The 19,016-nt window shown below is 65.7% G+C and carries 13 protein-coding genes, 1 tRNA gene and 1 pseudogene; 7 read left to right on the plus strand and 8 right to left on the minus strand.

The features are described from left to right. Positions 1–361: 361 nt before the first annotated feature. From BM175_RS17515 to BM175_RS22795, 5 genes are all read right to left on the minus strand, one after another. Positions 362–2,386: a hypothetical protein gene (locus tag BM175_RS17515; protein WP_090965319.1), complete on the minus strand. Its 2,025-nt coding sequence runs from the start codon at positions 2,384–2,386 to the stop codon at positions 362–364. Continuing rightward, positions 2,383–3,345, minus strand: a complete 963-nt coding sequence (locus tag BM175_RS17520) for a TniB family NTP-binding protein (RefSeq protein ID WP_090965321.1) — start codon at positions 3,343–3,345, stop codon at positions 2,383–2,385. The genes BM175_RS17515 and BM175_RS17520 overlap by 4 nt, the downstream gene beginning before the upstream one ends. Next, the gene (locus tag BM175_RS17525; RefSeq protein WP_090965322.1) at positions 3,332–5,584 is read right to left on the minus strand and encodes a hypothetical protein; all 2,253 of its coding nucleotides are present in this window, start codon (positions 5,582–5,584) and stop codon (positions 3,332–3,334) included. Before BM175_RS17525 ends, BM175_RS17520 begins: the two co-directional genes overlap by 14 nt. Beyond that, complete coding sequence (locus BM175_RS17530; protein WP_090965324.1) at positions 5,581–6,411, minus strand: hypothetical protein; 831 nt, start codon at positions 6,409–6,411, stop codon at positions 5,581–5,583. The genes BM175_RS17525 and BM175_RS17530 overlap by 4 nt, the downstream gene beginning before the upstream one ends. A gap of 826 nt (positions 6,412–7,237) precedes the next feature. Then, entirely contained in the window at positions 7,238–7,393 is a 156-nt protein-coding gene (locus BM175_RS22795; RefSeq protein ID WP_175526899.1) for a hypothetical protein, read from the minus strand. 140 nt (positions 7,394–7,533) lie between these two features. Here BM175_RS22795 and BM175_RS17535 point away from each other — a divergent pair, with 140 nt between their 5' ends. Genes BM175_RS17535 through BM175_RS17550 form a run of 3 tightly spaced genes read left to right on the plus strand, consistent with a single transcriptional unit; the run spans position 7,534 to position 10,147 of the window. Continuing rightward, entirely contained in the window at positions 7,534–8,313 is a 780-nt protein-coding gene (locus BM175_RS17535) for a hypothetical protein (protein WP_090965326.1), read from the plus strand. After that, on the plus strand, positions 8,310–9,209 hold the full coding sequence (locus BM175_RS17545) for a hypothetical protein (RefSeq protein WP_139224682.1): 900 nt from the start codon (positions 8,310–8,312) through the stop codon (positions 9,207–9,209). Before BM175_RS17535 ends, BM175_RS17545 begins: the two co-directional genes overlap by 4 nt. Beyond that, positions 9,206–10,147, plus strand: coding sequence for a tyrosine-protein kinase family protein (locus tag BM175_RS17550; RefSeq protein ID WP_090965332.1), 942 nt, complete (start codon positions 9,206–9,208; stop codon positions 10,145–10,147). The genes BM175_RS17545 and BM175_RS17550 overlap by 4 nt, the downstream gene beginning before the upstream one ends. 572 nt (positions 10,148–10,719) lie before the next feature. Here the strand turns inward: BM175_RS17550 and BM175_RS17555 are convergent. Together BM175_RS17555 and BM175_RS17560 are read right to left on the minus strand one after the other, a co-directional pair. Beyond that, positions 10,720–10,796: transfer RNA gene (locus BM175_RS17555), tRNA-Met, on the minus strand. A gap of 210 nt (positions 10,797–11,006) precedes the next feature. Further along, the gene (locus BM175_RS17560) at positions 11,007–12,749 is read right to left on the minus strand and encodes an AMP-binding protein (protein WP_425285288.1); all 1,743 of its coding nucleotides are present in this window, start codon (positions 12,747–12,749) and stop codon (positions 11,007–11,009) included. 129 nt (positions 12,750–12,878) lie between these two features. Between BM175_RS17560 and BM175_RS17565 the strand changes: the two genes are divergently transcribed. From BM175_RS17565 to BM175_RS17575, 3 genes are all read left to right on the plus strand, one after another. Beyond that, on the plus strand, positions 12,879–13,400 hold the full coding sequence (locus BM175_RS17565) for a gamma carbonic anhydrase family protein (RefSeq protein ID WP_090965336.1): 522 nt from the start codon (positions 12,879–12,881) through the stop codon (positions 13,398–13,400). Between the two features lie 16 nt (positions 13,401–13,416). Next, positions 13,417–15,276, plus strand: coding sequence for a DNA helicase RecQ (gene recQ, locus BM175_RS17570; RefSeq protein WP_090965338.1), 1,860 nt, complete (start codon positions 13,417–13,419; stop codon positions 15,274–15,276). A gap of 139 nt (positions 15,277–15,415) precedes the next feature. Continuing rightward, a complete protein-coding gene (locus BM175_RS17575; protein WP_090965340.1) occupies positions 15,416–16,333 on the plus strand; it encodes a DMT family transporter in 918 nt (305 codons plus the stop codon). A 76-nt stretch (positions 16,334–16,409) separates the two neighbouring features. On the opposite strand, the gene BM175_RS17580 is transcribed toward BM175_RS17575, so the two are convergent. Then, positions 16,410–18,605 carry a TonB-dependent siderophore receptor gene (locus tag BM175_RS17580; protein WP_244546059.1) on the minus strand — a complete coding sequence of 732 codons (2,196 nt, stop codon included), beginning with the start codon at positions 18,603–18,605 and terminating at the stop codon, positions 16,410–16,412. Between the two features lie 193 nt (positions 18,606–18,798). Here BM175_RS17580 and BM175_RS17585 point away from each other — a divergent pair. Continuing rightward, positions 18,799–19,016, plus strand: a pseudogene (locus BM175_RS17585) (UV DNA damage repair endonuclease UvsE); the annotation flags it as partial.

A 19,016-nucleotide genomic window follows, 5' to 3' on the forward strand; every position in this document is an offset into this window, starting at 1 on the left:
CATCAGCTCTGTATCGAATACCGGCGCGTGTCGAACGGCGTTGGAAAGGGTCCCTTCATCGGCGCGCTAGGAAAGGGCTGATACGTACGTGGAACGGTCTGTTCGGTAAGGTATCCGCCGCTTCATTCGCCATCGGACCGTAGGGCCGTATACTTGGCATGCCGGAGAGACCCTGAAGCGCTGACCTCGACGAGATCCGCGATGCCGATCCCTCGATCGAGTTCAGCGCTCCCTGGCGCTTCGAACCGGACGCCCTTGTCGACATCGATGCATCGTCCATCGTAATCATCGCGCATCGGCACCTCCCCTTCGCGAGGTCACCAGATGAGGCCGCCCGTCGTCATGGCGTTCCAGGAAGAGCCTACTCCCTTTCGCCGAGATCCAAGTACCTACGACGACGGGACTTGCCGCGCTTATCCCCACCAATGGCGCCTATCATCTGGAAGCGACCCATCCAGGGTTCGATTTCGCATCTGAGGTAGAGGTGATGCATCGCTCCAGTAGGATCGGGCCCAAGGACGTGAACAGGACCTATGCCAGCGGCCTCGAGGGCGGGTCGTAGTGTGTGGAAGGCGACGGGCGATCCTGCGACGATCTCCCTGGCGGACGCGTATAGCTGCCTGAAACGCGCGACCCCCTCGAGGTCGATCTGTCCCCTCTCGCCCAGTAGGCCGCTGGAGACGACTAGGTTCGCCAAGGCGTTCGAGACGCCGAGCGCGGCTCGCACACCTTGTAGATCGAGCTTGCCCCTATGGTTCCGTAGAGGTCTGGCGATCGCCTGCAACGCCGTAACCTGGCCGGTGGCGATCTGGAGCCTGCCGACCAGGCTGGAACCCGCCTCGTCCCTTCGCATCACCTCTATCCTACCCTCGGCGATGGCGGCGAAGATCGCTCCCCAGTCGGCCAATCCGCCGACGGCCTCGCGCACCACGAGGGACAGCCTCCTGGAACGCTCCCCTTCTTGCCGTGGGAGCGTGGTGGCGGCCTCGACGTCGCGTACGAGCCGATGCAGGTCCTCACGCGAAACGTACGTAGCTCCTTGCCGCAGCAGCCTCCGCGACGGATCGTCGAACGGCGGCAGGCGGCCGTCTTCGACCAGACCGCGCACCTCCGGCTCGAGGATGCCCAGTATCCCTACGACAACACGCAGCGCGATTGCCTTCTCCCGTCCCGCCACAATCCCCGCCAGTTCGCTACGCTTGAGTAGGATCGGGCTCTTGTGGGCATCCGCTCGCATCGAAAAGACAGTTCGGTCGTCCACGAGCCTCTGGAGGAGCCGATCGCCGACGACGAATTCCCGGGACGCCTGCCGCCTGGGTACGAGATCGACGTCGCTTCGATACTCCACGCGACGAACGAGTCCCTCTGCGACCTCGTCCGAACGCGCGAAGCTAGCGTCCGCGGCCTCTCGCACCACCCTTCGAATCTCGGCCGGCAGCGTCGTGACGGAGCCGAGCATGACATCGAGACCACCGATCTCCTTTCCACGCCCGAACGAGCCCGGACGCGTCGATCGGACCGCTCGAACCTCGTCGACGAGCGCATCGACGGAGTCCGGCCACCGAAGGAGGGAACGAAAGCCCACCGCGACCTCGTCGGGCGTGAATCCTATATCCGAACCGGCCGTCGGCGCCCGGACGCCCTCCTGCGCAGCGTGTTCCCGGCGGACGCGCAGCAGGAAGTGGAGGACGTCGAGGATCCGGGCACGGGCCATAGACGCGAGCGACTGCGGGAGACGCGACATCGCTTCGTCGGCTCGGGGTCCGGCGAAGAGGAGGTCGACCGCCCAGCCGACGGCCTCCTCATCGACGTCCGGGAAGACGTGCAGCGGATAGTCTCGCAGGTCCACCGTGGGCAGGCCAGTCTCGTCGACGCAGAGTTGGCACTTGGTGGGGCCCAGCGACCTTCGGTAGTCCAATCGTCGATCGCAGACCGGGCATCGATCCCGCAGGGGCTCCAGGGATTTCGGACAGAACGACAAGAGACGCGAGTCCCAGATGGCGTGATGCCATGGCTCCCGTCGCAGCGTCAGCGACGAGACCCGGCGTACCTGCACCAGCGACAGTGCCCTGCGGACGACCGACGGATCCCCTCCGCATCCATGTGCGCCTCCAGCGAGAGCATGGAGGATCTCGCGCGTCGTACCCACGAGCCTCGCTACCGCGGCCAGGGCGTCGGGCGAGAGGGACACCACCGCCCCGGCGTAGCGCGTCTCGATACCCGCCAGCGAGAGCGCGAGGGCCGTGTTCGGGTAGACGTTCACGGACATGACGCGCGTGACGTAGCCCATCAGGCTCTCGCCGGGGTGCGGGCTCGCCGTCCAGGAGAATGGACGGATCGATGCGAGGGGCAACGCGGTCGCGGCGCGGAACGGATCGGGACTCATCCGACGCTCCCCGAGGCGTTGACGTTGTCCGCCCTGGCGATCGCGGCCTTGGTGAACGCCGCCAGCGTCAGGCAGGCATCGTCGTCTCGGCTGTAGTGCTCGATGGCCATCTCGATGATCTTCGAGGCAACCCCGACGTAGCCCTTGGTATGCAGGAGGATCGTATCTAGGAAGATGCCCTCGGCCAGTCGGGAGTACGCATCGAAGACGCCCGCTCGGACCATCGCGTCGTCCAGGTTCGCCAGGAAGCCCATGAACTGCTCCCTCTCCTCCTCCCGATCGCCGTCGAAGCGGTCAAATACAATCTTAGGTTGCGCTCGATTCCCGACCTGGATATCCGCCAAGGCGCTGCGGATGTGATGCTTCTCTCCGATGAGCACGATGGCGAACTGACTTCTCTGGACGATCCTCTTCAGCGCGTTGTGCAGCGTTCCCTGATCGAGACGCTTGGAGAGGTGCTGGGTCTCGTCGATGGCGACGATATGCGTACCGTGCTCGGCCGCCAACCTGATCGCCCGATTCTGTAGTCGCTGCTTTGGACCCGATGGCTCCGGATCGCCGAAGGCGCGCAGGATATCGCACCACAAGTCGCGGATCGTGGCTTCCTCCGTGAGGCTGACCACGATCATCGGCAGGCTACCCTTCTCAACGTCCGAGGCGGGGAGGGTATGATAGGCGAAGGCCTTGACGGCGGTACTCTTCCCGCAGTGGGATGCTCCCGTGATCGTCAGGATCGAACACTCCGGCAGTATCGACGGGATGCCCTGCGCCAGGCGCATCTCGTGCATCCGCTTGTCGTTGAGCGTGTGCCGGTAGAGAGCCATGAGGCGCCTGCCCACGTTCGCGACGGCCGGCGTCTCGATCACGATTGGGCGGAAGAGCGCTAGCCTGCGCTCGGTGACGGTCAGGTTCATGCCCTCGACCATCCTACGGAATGCGACCATATCAGCTTCGGTCATGACTCGACTTCCATGCGTGCTTCTTCAGCAGTTCCTCGGTGCTCATGCGTGTCCTGCCAGCTGAGTTGCCGTTGGCCGGCACGGGTGAATCTGCCTCGACGGGCGGGGCGAACGCCTCCTGGATCGCCTCGATGGTGGTCTGCGGCGTCGCGGGCCGAAGGAACCTCTCCGTCCGGGGGCGCTCCTTCGGTCCCTCCTTCCGACTCCTGGCGGACTTCTCGGACGCCTTACGCCCCCCTCTTCGGGCCTGCGGCGGGGTGAAGCCGCCATCCGTCCTGTCGGGCTCGGCCAGCTTGGCCACGACGTCGTACGAGCCCTGCCCCGACGTCGTGGGCCGACCGTGGGCCTCGACGATGGGTCCATCGCCGTAGGACTCGAGAAGGGGCACGACCTTCTGGCGGTCTCGGACGGAGAGATCGGGAAGGTCGCCCTCGATCATGCGACGGACACTGTCGCGGACGGCCCAGCGCTCCGCGTCCGAGACGAAGCTGAGATTCTCCTTCTGGGCGAACGCCCGGAGCATGTCCGCATGGCCGAAGGAGAGGCCTCGGGCATACCGCGGCGACGTATTGGGCAAGGTCACGTAGCGAGGTGGATCGGCTCTGGCGTCGAAGACATGGATCTTGCCGGCATCGAGAGCCGAGTACTTGAACTTCACCTCGGCCTTGCCGCTCGAACGAATCCCGCGGCGCTGCGAAGTCACGGGTTCATGTCGCACGAGGGATTGCAGGAGAGTGCTCGTCGCCTCGGGATCATGGAAGCGATGGCCGCGAAACCTCACCCCCTCGCGCGTGACGGTTCCCGTCTCGTACGTTCCCAGCACCCGCTCCGCCTCGGCCAGATCGCCCACGATGGTCCGGCCGAACTTCTGGATGCCTTCTCTCCAGGCCCGTGCGGGTTGCATGCCGATGCCGTCGTGGACCTCGTGATGGTACATGTCGACGACGGTCGCGATCAGTTCGCGAAGCTTGCCGAGACCGATGCTCGCCTTCACTTCGGGGTCGATGTCGAGGAGCCGCATGACGTCGGGCTTGTAGGGGACACCACCTGGGAGCTTATGGAACAGCATCGAGTTGAGCGTCCCCCAGAATCTCTCGCCGATCGACTTGGCTTCCGGCGTCGTGATCGGAGCGGTGTCGGCGTCGATCCCGATGCCCGTCAGCGCATCCCGCGCGGAAACGCCGACCTGCCGCAAGGCGTTGTCCCACAGGATGCAGTTCATGCGGCCATAGCCGTCGTGCGGCCTGTGAAGGTGTGGATACGTGCTCTGGATCCATGTCTTCGGACGTAGGGCGTCGAGGATGCAGCCCATCAGACCGCCCATCGTCTCGCCCTCGAACGCGACGTGGATGCCCAGGATCATCCGCGTGCACACGTCGACGATGACCGTGATGACGGGGCGACCGAGCGGCATCCTGGTCTCGTCGTCCACGACGAGCCAGGTATCGACCTTCGTCGCGTCGAGGACCGCCGCGTCGAGCGGGGCCTCCGCAGTTATGCCCTCGGTCACGCCGACCAGGCGCGCGCGAGCCGTCTGCAGTCCGAACTTCCTGGCCACGTTCTCGAAGGACGCGGCCCCGCGGATGCGGCGGCGGATCGTCTCGCCGGAAGGCTCCTTCCCTTCGTCGATCGACGCATCGACGGCGAGGCCGAGGGTCTCGCGCAGCCGTACCCTGAAGAACCCTATGGCGTCGTCGATCGTCCGCTGGGCCTTCGCGTAGTAGAAATCCACCGACGCAGCGATCACGACCTCGGCGCCCGCCACCCAACTCCGTCGCGAGGCGCGTCCTCTCGGCGCGTCGAACATCAACTCGAGCGGTCTATCGCCGCGCTCGCCGCGCGAGACGATGTCGCGCCGCAACTGCCCGACCGAGACCCTGACATAGCCCTTCTCGAAGAGCGTCGCGTCGATCGAGGCCAGAAACAGAGCCAACTTCCGGGAGCTGAGGGACGTGCCGGCGCGAGCGTCCCAGGCGCGCAGAACGTACTGGCGTCCCATCGCCTTACGCAGACGCCTGTCGTCCTCGGCGAATGGGGGTGTCACGGAGGAGGACGACGTGATCCTCGCGATGCGGCCTTCGCCATACTGCGCCTCGAAGGCGGGGATCGTGAGGACGACGGGCTCGCCGGTCGCGAGGTTCCGGAAGATCAGTTCTTCGCCGTTCTGCTCCTCGAAGGCCGCCTCGACGATACCGATCCTGCACCGCGACCACTTGCGGAGGGTCAGGGGCCACGTCACGGCGTCACCCCCAGACCGATCGCCGGTTCGTCAGCACGGACGGCACGCACCCTCGCGTCCCCGGGACCGGCGAACGGCGTCCGCGTGGCGATCCGCCGGATCGTCAGGGCGTCCAGTATCCGCTCGGCCCTAGGGCCGTCTCCGAAGAGCGAGAGAGCCTCCGCGAGCGGAATTCCGTTCCGATGCGTCTCGAGACTCCTGCGCAGTCTCAGGAGAGGCATCTCCGGGACGGCGACGTGACGCGACGAGAGGATGCGTTCGATCCTGCGAAGATCCGGACGCGCCTCGATCTCGTCCTCGCTCACTATCGCGAAGCGCCAGCCGAGCCGATCGTAGATCTCGGCCGCACGAGCCACCTTAGCGCCGTAACGGGGATCGCGGAGCCAACGCCTGTCCTTCCGGCTCTTGACCTCCAGGACCTCGTGCGAGCCGTCGGCGAGGCGTCGCTCGACGTCGGGCACATAGACGAGGGCAGGCACAGAGGTCCGTATCTCGAGACGATGCGGCTGCGACATGTACCAGACCACGCCTGGGTCGACCTCGCAGTACGCGATGACCGTCCGCTCGAGAGGGCTCTCCCAGTCGATGGCCCTGCCGACCTTGCTCGAGGAGACGTATCCGGAATGATGTCTGCGGAAGCCGCCCTGGATCGGGCGGATCGGCCCGCCCGACGGATCGCGGACGATCACGGCTCGGGCCGTCGCGGCCCAACGGCGCAGGAGGCGCTCGTCCGGACGCTGCAGGGCCGCAGCCTCCCGAAGGAGGTCGTCGAGCGTGGAGGAAGAGGGGGCGTCGCGACGTCGTACGTCACGCCAGTCTTCGGGCATGCGTTTGTCCCTTCCGGGACGCGCCGGCCGACCGCCCCGCGCTTGACCCCTGGACTGGGATGAGCGACGATGCGATCGACTGGGCATTCCCAGTTCGAGTGATGATGAGCGAACCGTTCTCGTACCGCTGAAGCATTAGAACGGCTCGGATTTCCGACGCGTCGCCTGCCAGGGCGGCGCGTCGTTCGTTTCTAGGGTCCTCTCCTCCTCACGCGTCTCTCTTCGAAGATTCGAGATATATCTTGGTTGAGATTGTGAAACGGGCGCAACCGGGTTGACTCGAAGAGGCGATTAGGATTCAAAATCAAAGGGTTAGTTAACCCGCTGTTAAACTATGCGAATCAGCCTCAAGTGATTCGCGACCATACAAAGCGTTTTCTCCGTAGTGCGACAAAATGCCCGTTCTCGCTGTTGGAATTGGAGGTTGGCGCTGACCTTACGTTCCCTTGTGCGGTGACCGCCGAAGGTCTTCCCGAGATTTCAACAGTCTGTTCGACCCCATACCCGCGCGGGAAACACGAGTCTTTTTCCGCGCGAGCGCTCGAGAAACGCACATCATGTATTTTTGTTCGCCAGCCATCCGACGCTAACTCGATATGGTTGACGACCGGCTGCGACAGCAGCGCGCGACCCGACGCGAGCGTCTCCGTATCGGCGAGCTCCATGTCACTGCCATTACCCCTGCCGCGAGATACCTCCAGCATGTCTCGGGTCGCCCTGCGACTGGCCTACCGGAAGCCCCAGACCGTCGCCCTGATCGCGTCGATGAGGTGCTCGAACGGATCGGCCATCGCCTCGACCGGCGGCATCCGAGGCGGCGGCGCAGTCACCCTCGCCGCTTGTGCACGACCATCGTCCGTTCCCGGTAGCGGATGCCGGCGAATTCGCGGTGCAGGTTCGTCAGCCAATGCGCGATGAGACTGACGATTTCCCCTATCCGCTGGATCCGCCCTCTCACGCCCATCATCTCGGCGCCGAGCATGGTCCGGCGGTTCGCCTGAAATACCTTCGTCCGGACGAACGAGCCGCAACGCCGATCTCGCTCTCGATAAGGATGACGATCAGGCCCCTTGCACGGATCTCGTTGACGGATCCTCAAGCTCTGCGGCCCAGGATCGATCCATGACGACATTCAGCGACTGGTGTTCGCACTTCACGGCATATCTCCTCAGCCTGCCGACAACGGATCGCTCGACCCTAGAGGCACGCTACCGCAACCTACTCGACGAGAAGAGACTTGGAGGGGCTCACCTGCTCTTCACCTCCAGTCTGGTGACTGCCTTCGACGCGGTCGTGACGTCTGGAGTTCATCCTCAGGAGGCTGCGGCCGAGTCGTTGGAATCGACGGTCCAGGAGTACGCGGCAAGCGGAAAGCTCGAATTCCTAATCCACGCAGGTCGCCGTCACGATAGGGTCTACCACTACGCGACCGCACGAAAGATCCTGCAATTCGGCGGCATAGGAGACTTCGACAGGGACGATCCACCAGCGACGTTTCGTGTGACGAGTGGTCTACTCTACGACGGCACCGACAAGCGCGTCATCTGGGTCACTCCGGACGATGTGCCGAATGATCCGGACGAACTGGCGCAACGTCTAGGTCTGCCGCATTTCTCGAACGACTTCGTACTGGAGTTCCAGCTGGACGTATCGGACGTGGATGCCTTCGTTCCCACCTGCTTCGATGCCGGCCTCTACGAAGCCTGGATGATCGGCCCAGTGGCGGAGCAGCGGGTTCATGGAAGGACGCGTCACACGCAGACGGGTCAACGGATGCATAGAGAACTCGTCGTCGATCTCCAGACCGCGCAGGGCGGTTTCTCCGATGCCACCTTCATCCCCAGTGGCGCGACACCGACACGTGTCGCACCGATGAATCCCGACTATATGGTGGGGCGATGACTGGAACGATCTCGGCACCCCCTATCGCGCCTATGCTCTCCGATCTCGCACGTTCGCTACTCGAGCAAGTACAGGACGACGTAGCCGATCGTCCGTTCGAGATGCGGTCGGGCGCCGACGTGCTGATCGAACGCTATGGGACCTCGGTCAAGGATCCAGACGAACGCGATCGTCTTCAGAACGGCTTCGACCAGATCGTCGATTACCTCGTGCGTTGGGGTGGCTCCGAAGCTGGACCGATCCGTCAGCATCCCCTGCGCATCGCTGGGATGCTCTCGTTCGCCGCGGTCGAACTCGGACTTGCCGTGAAGGCCCGGCCGTTGTTGAACCTCGTCGTCTCACATATGGAGTCGGGCGAAGAATACGCCGGCAAGACGAACGATGCCAGATTGGTTCTCAGAGCCGTCGGCAGGTTGGATCCGAAGCCGGAGATGCAACTGGTATGGGCGACCCTAACGCGTCACAAGGACCTCGGCATCCGGACGCTCGCGTACCAGAGCCTGGTACTCATCGACGTCGACTCCGTGCTGGCCGCGTTGCACGTGGTCGATGCCGCCGGCGTCAATAGAGGCCTCGTGGCGCACCGGATCCTTCGGGCCTGCGGTAGTGCGGAGGCGGTGCGCGATCGTCTCGAGTCCTCGTTGGCCGCCTGGGAGCACCGTATGCTCCTGGCCGAGATGCTGGTCGAGACCGGTGAACTCTCGGCTGCCGCAGTGGTCCAACAGGCACAGCCCGTGTACCGACTGGTGGACTCTGCCGTGTCGATCATGAACCTCGTCCGGGACCGTCAGCCGACGAGAGCGAGGCCATTAGCCCGACGCTCCATCGGTCCAGCCCAGAACGTCACATCGGTCCCGAGGATCGACGTCGAGGTGAACTCGTTGGTCATGGTATGACGTTTTCACGTTCGTCCGGTTGGATCTCCGTCTCGTCGCTGAAGGGGGGCGTCGGCTGCACGACCGTTTGCGCGGGTCTTGCGATGGCGATGGCGCGGTTCGGCCTTCGGGTCCTGGCGGTGGATTGGGACACTCGCCAGCCGAGCCTACATCGACTCCTGGGGTTGAGGGACGACGCGATCCACACCCGACGTGGCGCGGTCGACTATCTTCGCGATTGCATGAAACCGCGCAACGACGGCGAGCCCCTCGATCTCGCTCGCTACGTCTACGAAAGCATCCCACTGCCCGATGGTGTCACCGGAACGATCGACGTGATGCCGGCGGGCGCCTTGGATCGAGACTACTGGAAGACGGTACGGGATTTCTCCTGGGACGAATTCTATGCGGAGTCCGGGGGATACGGAGCCATGGAAGCGTTGCGATTGGAGACGACCGACCGCTACGACGTCGTCCTGGCCGATGTCGGAACGATAAGGGAGGACGCCGCGAATGTCGCATTGCTGCAGCTTTCCGACGTGGCAGTGATGATGTTCCAGGCCGACGATACGATGATGGCGGCGACGGTGAATGCCGTTACGCAACTGCGCCACCATAGCGGACGTATGCAATGGGGACGACCGATCCTCAGATGTCTCCTGATCCCGGCGCGTATCGACCGATCAAGCGACCGGTTGCGAGGTTGGCTGTACAAGTCCTCTATCCAGACACTCCTACGTCAGAACGACGATGGTTCGGACGACATTCGGACGGAAGCGATCGAGAAGAACGCAATCGGTCTCGAACCGACTCTCTCCATCGGCGAAACCGACGTGCGTTCGGCAGAGTTCGCCAGCTTGGGAAATCTGCGTGACCAGCTCACCGGGATCGCGACGACCATCCTCTCCGGGAACGGCGTCCTAGACCATCGGGTCGACGATGGCGAGAACTGGGATTGAGGCTGGATGTCCGCAGGCCCGACCGTCGAGAAATCGTGCCCGAAAATTCTCGCTCCGTCCGGACCAGTTCCACGGGTCAGGACCAATCCCGATGCCTGTGAACGCCGATCCGGTCGGTGGCCGAGGTGGCATCCGTGCTGAGATCACCTCTTCCCTAACGCCTTTCAAACGAGTCACCTGCGCCTCTTCAAACGAGTCAGGTTCGGTTTCAAACGAGTCGTGATTCTCTTCAAACGAGTCGCGATCGCCACCAAACGATTCTCGTTCTCGATCAAACGAGTCAGAATCTGCGATGATCGGCGTCGAAGCGAATCGCCGGTGTGATCGACGGCTTCGAGACACCCGACAGCACGACTGAATCGCTCGTTGCCGGCGCTAGGAGAGGCTGGATGCAGATAAGGAACTGATTTTGAAAGAAGATTTGGTGGGGAGATGAACTAGAACGACGAAGTGAGCCATCCCATTTCCAGGGATGGCTCACTTAATCGTGGAAATGACTCACTTTGCGTGTGTCATTGACTCACTCTGCCCGTGGCCGGATACCAAGACGGTTGATCCAGCGGGCTTGAACTTGGTTGCGGGGGCAAGATTTGAACTTGCGACCTTCAGGTTATGAGCCTGACGAGCTACCGGGCTGCTCCACCCCGCGCCATTGCCGAAGCGGCCTGGCCGCCTGCGGTGAAGTCGATATAGGCGAAACCGACGGGCGTGAAAACCCCCACCCGGCGAGTTTTTGACAAAAAGACGACAGTGCTCTCGCAAGCGGGGGCCGCGAGCCGGGCATGTCCTTGATCCCGCCAGACTATCGGGAACGGCGCGCGATGCAAGCGGCGCTCGCTCCCGTCGCCCGGTGTGTCGGTCAGTCCCGCAGCATCCGGCGCAGCACCTTGCCGACATTGGTCTTCGGCAGTTCGTCGCGGAACTCGACGTCGCGCGGCCGCTTGTAGCCGGTCAGGTTCTCGCGGCACCACGCCTTCACCGCCGCCTCGTCGACGTCGGACGCCGTCTTGACGACGAAGAGCTTGACCGCCTCGCCGGAGGTCTCGTCCGGCACGCCGATCGCGGCGGCCTCGGCGACGCCCGGCATGCGGGTCACCACGTCCTCGACCTCGTTCGGATAGACGTTGAAGCCGGACACGTTGATCATGTCCTTCTTCCGGTCGACGATCTTCACCCAGCCGCGCTCGTCCATGATGCCGATGTCGCCGGAACGGAAGAAGCGCTCAGTGGTGAAGACGCGCGCGGTCTCGTCGGGGCGCTGCCAGTAGCCCTGCATCACCTGCGGCCCGCGGATCGCGACCTCGCCGCGCTCGCCGATCGGCAGCTCGGTGCCGTCGTCGTCGAGGATCGCGACCTCGGTGCCGGGCACCGGCAGGCCGATCATGCCGGAATAGTCGCGCGTCATGACCGGGTTGGCACAGGCGACGGGCGAGGTCTCCGACAGGCCGTAGCCCTCGCAGATCGCGCAGCCCGTCACGCTCTTCCAGAGATCGGCCGTCGCCTTCTGCACCGCCATGCCGCCGCCGACCGACAGGCGCAGGTGCGTCCAGTCGACCGAGGCGACGTCCGGGTGGCGCGCGATCGCGCCGAACAGCGTGTTGACCGCCGGGAAGAGATGGAAGCGGTGCGCCTTCAGCTCCTTCAGGAGGGCCGGCAGGTCGCGCGGGTTGGGGATGAGAAGGTTGCAGCCGCCGGTGTGCAGCGACAGCATCATGTTCACGGTGAAGCCGAAGATGTGGTAGAGCGGCAGCGCGCAGACTGTGGTCGGCTGCTCGCCCGCCGGGATGGCGTCGAGCACCGGCTGGTGCCAGAGCCGGGACTGCACCACGTTGGCGACGATGTTGCGGTTGGTCAGCACCGCCCCCTTGGCGACGCCCGTCGTGCCGCCCGTGTACTGGAGGACTGCCGGATCCTCGGCGCCGCGCGGCGCGGCCCGGAAGCCCGAGCCTGTCTTCAGCGCGGCCTTCCAGCGGACCGAGCCCGGCAGGCTGTAGGCCGGCACCGCCTTCTTCACATGGCGAAGCACGAGGTTGACGATGGGACCCTTGAGGCCCGGCAGCATGTCGCCGACGCCGGTCACCACGACATGCTCGACCGGCACTTGGCCCCGGCAGGCGGCCAGCGTCGCCGCCATGTTCTCGAGGATCACGATGGCCCGTGCGCCCGAGTCCGTCAGCTGGTGCGCGAGCTCGCGCGGCGTGTAGAGCGGATTGGTGTTGACCACCACCATGCCGGCCCGCAGCACGCCGGCGAGCGCCACCGGATACTGGAAGACGTTGGGCATCATCAGCGCGACGCGGTCGCCAGGCTGGAGGCCGATCGACTGGAGATAGCCCGCGAACCGCGCCGAGGCGCGGTCGAGCTCGGCATAGGTCATCACCGCACCCATGAAGCGGAAGGCGGGCTTGCCGGCATGGGTCCGGAAGGCGTCCTCCAGAAGGCCGGCGATGCTCTCGAACGGCAGCGGACCGGTCTCGTGCGGAATGCCCGCCGGATAATGGGCGAGCCAGGGCCTTGGCATGCGTTGATCCTCCCCTTTTTCCCGTGAGGCTAGCGCAGGACGTCGCAAAGCGAAACTCCGGCCACTTACGTTAACGTCAATTTTCTGTTTCCGGTCTCCGTCGACAGACCGTCGCAGGCGCGGCGCGCGCTGCGAAAACCGCTGCACGGGGCTCGCGCCGGGCGAGCGCACGGCCTATCTTGGCCTCATCCCATCCGATATCGGACCGCCATGCCCGTTCACGCTCTCGACGACGTCGCCCCCGCCATTCCCGGCACCGCCTTCGTCGCACCCGGCGCCCATGTCGTCGGCGACGTCGTGCTCGGCGACGAGGTCGGCATCTGGTTCAACGCGGTGATCCGCGGGGACGTGGCACCGATCCGGGTGGGCGCGCGCACCAACATCCAGGACGGCGCCGTGCTGCATGCCGATCCGGGCTTTCCGCTCGAGATCGGCGAGGGCTGCACGGTCGGCCACCAGGCGATCGTTCATGGCTGCACGGTCGGCCGCAACACGCTGATCGGCATGGGCGCGACGGTCCTGAACGGCGCGCGGATCGGCGCCAACTGCCTCGTCGGCGCCGGGGCGCTCGTCACCGAGGGCAAGGACTTTCCGGACGGATCGCTGATCGTCGGCGTCCCGGCAAAGGTCGTGCGCGCGCTCGATGCCGCCGCGATCGAGGGCCTGCGCCAGTCGGCCGAGCGCTACGTCGCCAATGCCCGCCGGTTCCGGGCCGGGCTCGCGACCCTTTGAGGCAAGACCCGTCCGCATGACCCCTCCACAAGCCGGCGCGGCCCCGACGCGCGCCCTCTTCGACGGCGGCCTTCCGAGCCCACGCGAGGCGCTCGCCCGCGTCTTCGGCCATGCCGACTTCCGCGGCCGCCAGGGCGAGGTCATCGGCCATGTCGTCGGCGGCGGCGACGCGGTCGTCCTGTTTCCGACCGGCGCCGGCAAGTCGCTGTGCTACCAGATCCCGGCGCTCTGCCGGCAGGGCACGGCGATCGTCGTCTCGCCGCTGATCGCGCTGATGCGCGACCAGGTGCAGGCGCTGACCGAGGCGGGCGTGCGGGCGGCCGCCCTCAACTCCTCGCTGACGGAGGAGGAGCGCACCGAGGTTCGGAGAGAGCTGATGGCCGGCCGCCTCGACCTTCTCTACGTGACGCCCGAGCGCATCGTGACGCCCGGCTTCCGGCAGGCGCTCTCGCGCATCGAGATCGCGCTCTTTGCCATCGACGAGGCGCATTGCGTCAGCGCCTGGGGCCATGACTTCCGGCCCGAATACCGGGCGCTGGAGACGCTCGCCGACGACTATCCGGCCGTGCCGCGCATCGCCCTGACCGCGACGGCCGATCCCGCGACGCGCCGCGACATCGTCGAGCGCCTGCGCCTCGAGCACGCGCCGGTCTTCTCCACTTCCTTCGATCGGCCGAACATCCGCTACGCCATCGTCGAGCGCGACGAGCCGCGACGCCAGCTCCTCGCCTTCCTCGAGGATCATCGCGGCGCCTCGGGCATCGTCTACTGCCTGTCCCGCCGCAAGGTGGAGGAGACGGCCGAATGGCTGAACGGACAGGGCATCCGCGCCCTGCCCTACCATGCCGGCATGGACGCCCGCGTAAAGGACGCGCACCAGGATGCCTTCCTCAAGGAGGAGGGCGTCTGCCTCGTCGCCACCGTCGCCTTCGGCATGGGCATCGACAAGCCGGACGTGCGCTTCGTCGCTCATCTCGACCTGCCCTCCTCCGTCGAGGCCTACTACCAGGAGACGGGGCGCGCGGGCCGCGACGGCCAGCCGTCCGAGGCCTGGATGGCCTACGGCATGCAGGACGTCGTGCAGCGCCGCCGGATGATCGACGAGGGCGGCGCGGAGGAGCAGATCAAGCGCGTCGAGCGCGCCAAGCTCGATGCGCTTCTCGGCATCTGCGAGACCGCGGGCTGCCGGCGTCAGGCGATCCTGTCGCATTTCGGCGAGAACCATCCGGGCGGCTGCAAGAATTGCGACACCTGCCTCGTGCCGGTCGAGACCTTCGACGGCAGCGAGGACGCGATCAAGCTGATGGCCGCCGTCTACCGCACCGGCGAGCGCTACGGGCTCGGCCACGTCATCGAGGTCCTGACCGGCAAGGACACCGAGAAGGTGAAGCGGGCCGGCCACGACGCCATTCCCGTCTTCGGCGCCGGCAAGGGCGTCGAGCCGCGCACCTGGCAGTCGATCGCCCGCCAGCTCGTGGCACAGGGGCTCCTCACCGTCGACCATGCCGCCTTCGGTGCGCTGGTCCTAACCGAGGAGGCGCGGCCGGTGTTTCGCGGCGAGCGCCGCGTGGTGCTGCGCCGCGACCGACGGCGCAAGGCGACGCGCCTTCAGCGCACCGGCCATGTCACCGAGGGGATGGACGAGGAGTCGGCGGCGATCTTCCAGGCGCTGCGCGGCGAGCGCGCGCGCATCGCCCGCGAAAAGTCGGTGCCCGCCTATGTCGTCTTCTCCGACGCGACCTTGCGCGCCATGGCGGAGCGCTGTCCGCACGACGACGACAGCTTCCTCGCGGTTCCGGGGGTCGGCGAGGCCAAGCGCGAGGCCTATGGCGACCTGTTCCTCGCCGTGATCCGCCGCGCGACCGGCGGCGGCTGAGGCTGACCCGAACGGCGCGGGGGGTAGGCAGTGCTTTCCCCATCGCGCATGTCACGTTAAAGGCCATGTACGACGCGCCCTTGCCGCGCCGGCACGCGCCCCCTCGGCGCGCGCGTCCCCGAGACGACGGAGCCGCTTCGTGACCCGCGCCAACCCGCTTCTCACCGGCATCCTCCTCACCATCGTGGCGGGGGCGCTGTTTGCGGGCATGGATTCGCTCGGCAAGCATCTGTCAACCCTCCTGCCGGTGATGCAGGTGATCTGGGGCCGCTATGTCGTCCAGACCGTGGTGATGACGGCCTGGCTCGGCGCGACCACGGGGACGCGCTTCCTGCGCACATCGCATCCCATCCTGCAGCTGACGCGCGGCCTCCTCCTCCTCGCCTGCACCTTCCTGATGTACGAGGCCCTGTCGCGCGTGCCGCTGGCGGACGCGACCGCCGTGCTCTTCTTCAGCCCGATCATGGTGACGGTCCTGTCCGTCGCGCTGCTCGGCGAGCGGATCGGTCTCCATCGCATCGCGGCGGTGCTGGCCGGCTTCTGCGGCATGCTCCTGATCCTGCGGCCGGGGATCGGCAGCTTCCACCCCGCCCTCTTCCTGGTTCTGGCCGCGGCGGTCCTCAACGCGGTCTACCTGATCCTGACGCGGCGCCTTGCGGGACGCGAGGATGCCGCCTCGACGCAGTTCAACACCACCGCCTTCGGCACCGTCGTCATGTCGGCCGTCGTCATTCCGGTTTGGCAGACGCCGGATGCCGCGACGATGGCGCTACTCCTTGCGATCGGCCTCCTCGGTACGGTCGGGCACTTCCTCCTCGTCTCGGCCTTCCGCTACGCCTCCGCCTCGCTGCTCTCCCCCTTCCTTTATACGCAGGTGCTGGTGGCCGCGGGCGTCAGCGTCGTGCTCTTCGGCGATCCCCTGCATGGGGCGACGATCGCGGGCACCGCCGTCCTGGTCGCGAGCGGCCTCTACATCTGGTGGCGCGAGAACCGGACGCGGCGCACGGCGCGTGAGATCGATCCGGCCGTGCGTGCCGACATCCACCCCGGCGACTGAACCCCGTCCGAAACGACGAAGGCCCGGACGCTGTCGCCGCGTCCGGGCCTTTGACCGTCGATCGCGGTTTTCGCGCCTACCAGTTCATGTGCGCCTTGACGACGAACTCGCGACCCTGCCCGTAGGCACAGGTCAAGGCGCCCTGGCAGCCCGACACGTAGCGCTTGTCGAAGAGGTTGTTGACGTTCAGCGACAGGCCGCGGTCGTCCCGCTCGTAGCGAATCGCCGCGTCCACCAGCGTCGCGTCGGGCACGGTCAGCGTGTTCTGGTTGTCGGCATAGGACTCGCCGACATAGCGAAGGCCGAGGCCCGCCGAGAGCCCTTCGAGGGAGCCGCTCGTCACCGTGTAGTCGGCCCAGGCGGAGGCGGTCACGTCCGGGATCAGGAACGGCTGGTTGCCGATGAGGGCCGGATCGATGTCGTCGGTGATCTCGAGGTCAAGCGCAGTGAAGGCGGCCGTCAGCTTCCAGTTCTCGGTCAGGTTGGCCTTCGCCTCGAGCTCGACGCCGCGCGACTGCACCTCGCCGATCGGAACCGGCAGGAAGGTCAGGGGATCGGTCTGAACCACGTTGCGGCGGGTCAGGTCGAACACGGACGCGGTGAACGTGCCGTCGAAGAAGGTCGGGTCGTATTTCACGCCCGCCTCGTATTGCTCACCCTTCTGGTTCTCCACCGGCCGGCCGTCACCCGCGGTGCCGATCTGCGGATTGAAGAAGGTTGCGACCGAGACGTAAGGGGTGATGTCGTTTTCGAACTCGTAGGCGAGGCCCGCGCGGCCGGACAGCGCGCCCTCGTTGCCGTCGTAGTCGGCGTTCCCGGCGAGGCGGTCGTCGCGGTCGATCCAGACCCGGTCGTAGCGCGCGTTCAGCGTCGCGATGACGCCGCCGATCTTGGCCTGCTCCTGCGCATAGAAGCCAAGCTGGTCGAGCGTGATCGTCTCGTCGATATAGGGCGCGAAGAGCGGCGGCAGCGGCGTGCCGTAGCGCGGGCGGATCGGGTCGAGCGGCGCGGCCGAACCCGACGCCTGCACCTGATCGATCCGGTAGTGCTTGTAGTCGAGGCCGGCGAGAAGTGTGTGATCCACCGCGCCCGTCGCGAACGCCATCGTCGCCGAGTTGTCGGTCGTTAGCTGGTCGGCCGTGGTGTCGTGCGCGAAATTCAGACGCCCGAGGATCGAGTTGGCATCGACGGGTTCGGGCAGAAAACCGGTACCGGTCGCCGGATCGTAGAAGCCGAAGGTGTAGGGTCCGAACTCCTCGCGCTCGGTTCGCGCATAGCGCGTCTTCGAGCGCAGGGTGAGGCCGTCCCCCGCCTCCTTCTCGAACTCGTAGCCGAGGAGGGTCTGGCGGCCGACGAACTTGTCGACGTCGGGTTCGCCATAGAACAGGTCGCGGGGGATGCGTCCGAACGGGGCATCGACCACGGTGCCCTCATAGGGGAAGAAGCCGTTGGTGTGGCGCAGGTTGTCGTACTGGAAGAAGCCGTAGAGATCGAGGCGCGTCTCGGCGTCCGGCTCGTAGGCCACCATCGGCGCGATCATGCCGCGAAAGTTTTCAGCATAGTCGGTCTGCGTCTCGCCGCCCTTCACGCGCCCGAGGACGCGGATGCTCCAAGGCCCGTCCTCGGCGCCGAGCTTGTCGCCCATGTCGAAGGCGAAGGAGCCGTTGGGATCGTCGGTGAGCGACCCCTCGACATAGCGGAGCCGCTCGCCCGTCGCGCGCTTCGAGATCTGGTTGACGATGCCGCCGGGGTTCGAGCCGCCGTAGAGGACCGACGCGGGCCCGCGCAGGACCTCGACGCGCTCGAGCAGGAACGGATCGATCGAGAAACCGGCAAAGCCGTATTGGTAGAGATTGAGGCCGTCGAGATAGACACCGGTCTGGGTCGCGTCGAAGCCGCGGATGTAGAACCAGTCGGTGTCGGAATCGAACCCGAAGGGCTGGGTGAAGACGCCCGCCGTATAGCGCAGCGCCTCGTCCACCTTCTGCGTGCCCCGGTCCTCGAACTCCTCGCGCCCGATCACGGAGACCGATTGCGGCAGTTCGGCGAGCGGCGTCGAGGTCTTGGAGCCCGTGGTCGTCGCGCGGGCGACGTATCCCTCGACCGGCGCGGTCCCCGCAGCCTGCGAGCCGGAAATCCCATCGCCCCCCGTGCCGGCGCCCTCGACCACGACGGTGTCGAGCTCGACGGTCGCGGTCTGCGCTTGGGCGCCAACCCCGAGACCGAGGGCGATAGCGGTGGTCGTCAGAAACAGGCGAGAGGAGGGACGCACGGGCAACTTCCAGATGGCAGGATGGCTTCCCCTGCATCCCAAGGAATATATGACTCTTCAAGTCATGATTTTTCCACTAAGTCGCTGAGCGCCTCCCCTGTGGCCTTCGCGCATCAATCACGGTCGGCATGCAAGGGAACCTGACGGCTGCGTTCGGCGTCCCCTTCATAACGAGGGGATGACAGGCAAACGCATGAGCGAGCGAATTTCGAGACTGGGTTTCCCGGTCAAGGTGATGGGGAAGCCGGACCTCAAGAGCAACGACGCGCGGCGTCCGGCGAACAATCCGCATCTGAAGGTGTCGCTGGATTACATCGACCGGATTCTTGACTACTGCGGTCGGAACGATGTTGGGCTGTATCGGATGTCGTCGGACATTGCGCCCTATGCGACGCATCCGGACATGCCGCA

Origin of the sequence: Aureimonas phyllosphaerae (genome assembly GCF_900113065.1) — a bacterium.
Taxonomy (GTDB): Bacteria; Pseudomonadota; Alphaproteobacteria; order Rhizobiales; family Rhizobiaceae; genus Aureimonas; species Aureimonas phyllosphaerae.

What these genes read in the sequence shown, in the direction of transcription:
- BM175_RS17515 (WP_090965319.1), bottom strand. Translation starts at nt 2,386, where the DNA reads ATGAGTCCCGATCCGTTCCGCGCCGCGACCGCGTTGCCCCTCGCATCG.
- BM175_RS17520 (WP_090965321.1), bottom strand. Translation starts at nt 3,345, where the DNA reads ATGACCGAAGCTGATATGGTCGCATTCCGTAGGATGGTCGAGGGCATG.
- BM175_RS17530 (WP_090965324.1), bottom strand. Translation starts at nt 6,411, where the DNA reads ATGCCCGAAGACTGGCGTGACGTACGACGTCGCGACGCCCCCTCTTCC.
- BM175_RS22795 (WP_175526899.1), bottom strand. Translation starts at nt 7,393, where the DNA reads ATGCTCGGCGCCGAGATGATGGGCGTGAGAGGGCGGATCCAGCGGATA.
- BM175_RS17535 (WP_090965326.1), top strand. Translation starts at nt 7,534, where the DNA reads ATGACGACATTCAGCGACTGGTGTTCGCACTTCACGGCATATCTCCTC.
- BM175_RS17545 (WP_139224682.1), top strand. Translation starts at nt 8,310, where the DNA reads ATGACTGGAACGATCTCGGCACCCCCTATCGCGCCTATGCTCTCCGAT.
- BM175_RS17550 (WP_090965332.1), top strand. Translation starts at nt 9,206, where the DNA reads ATGACGTTTTCACGTTCGTCCGGTTGGATCTCCGTCTCGTCGCTGAAG.
- BM175_RS17565 (WP_090965336.1), top strand. Translation starts at nt 12,879, where the DNA reads ATGCCCGTTCACGCTCTCGACGACGTCGCCCCCGCCATTCCCGGCACC.
- recQ (WP_090965338.1), top strand. Translation starts at nt 13,417, where the DNA reads ATGACCCCTCCACAAGCCGGCGCGGCCCCGACGCGCGCCCTCTTCGAC.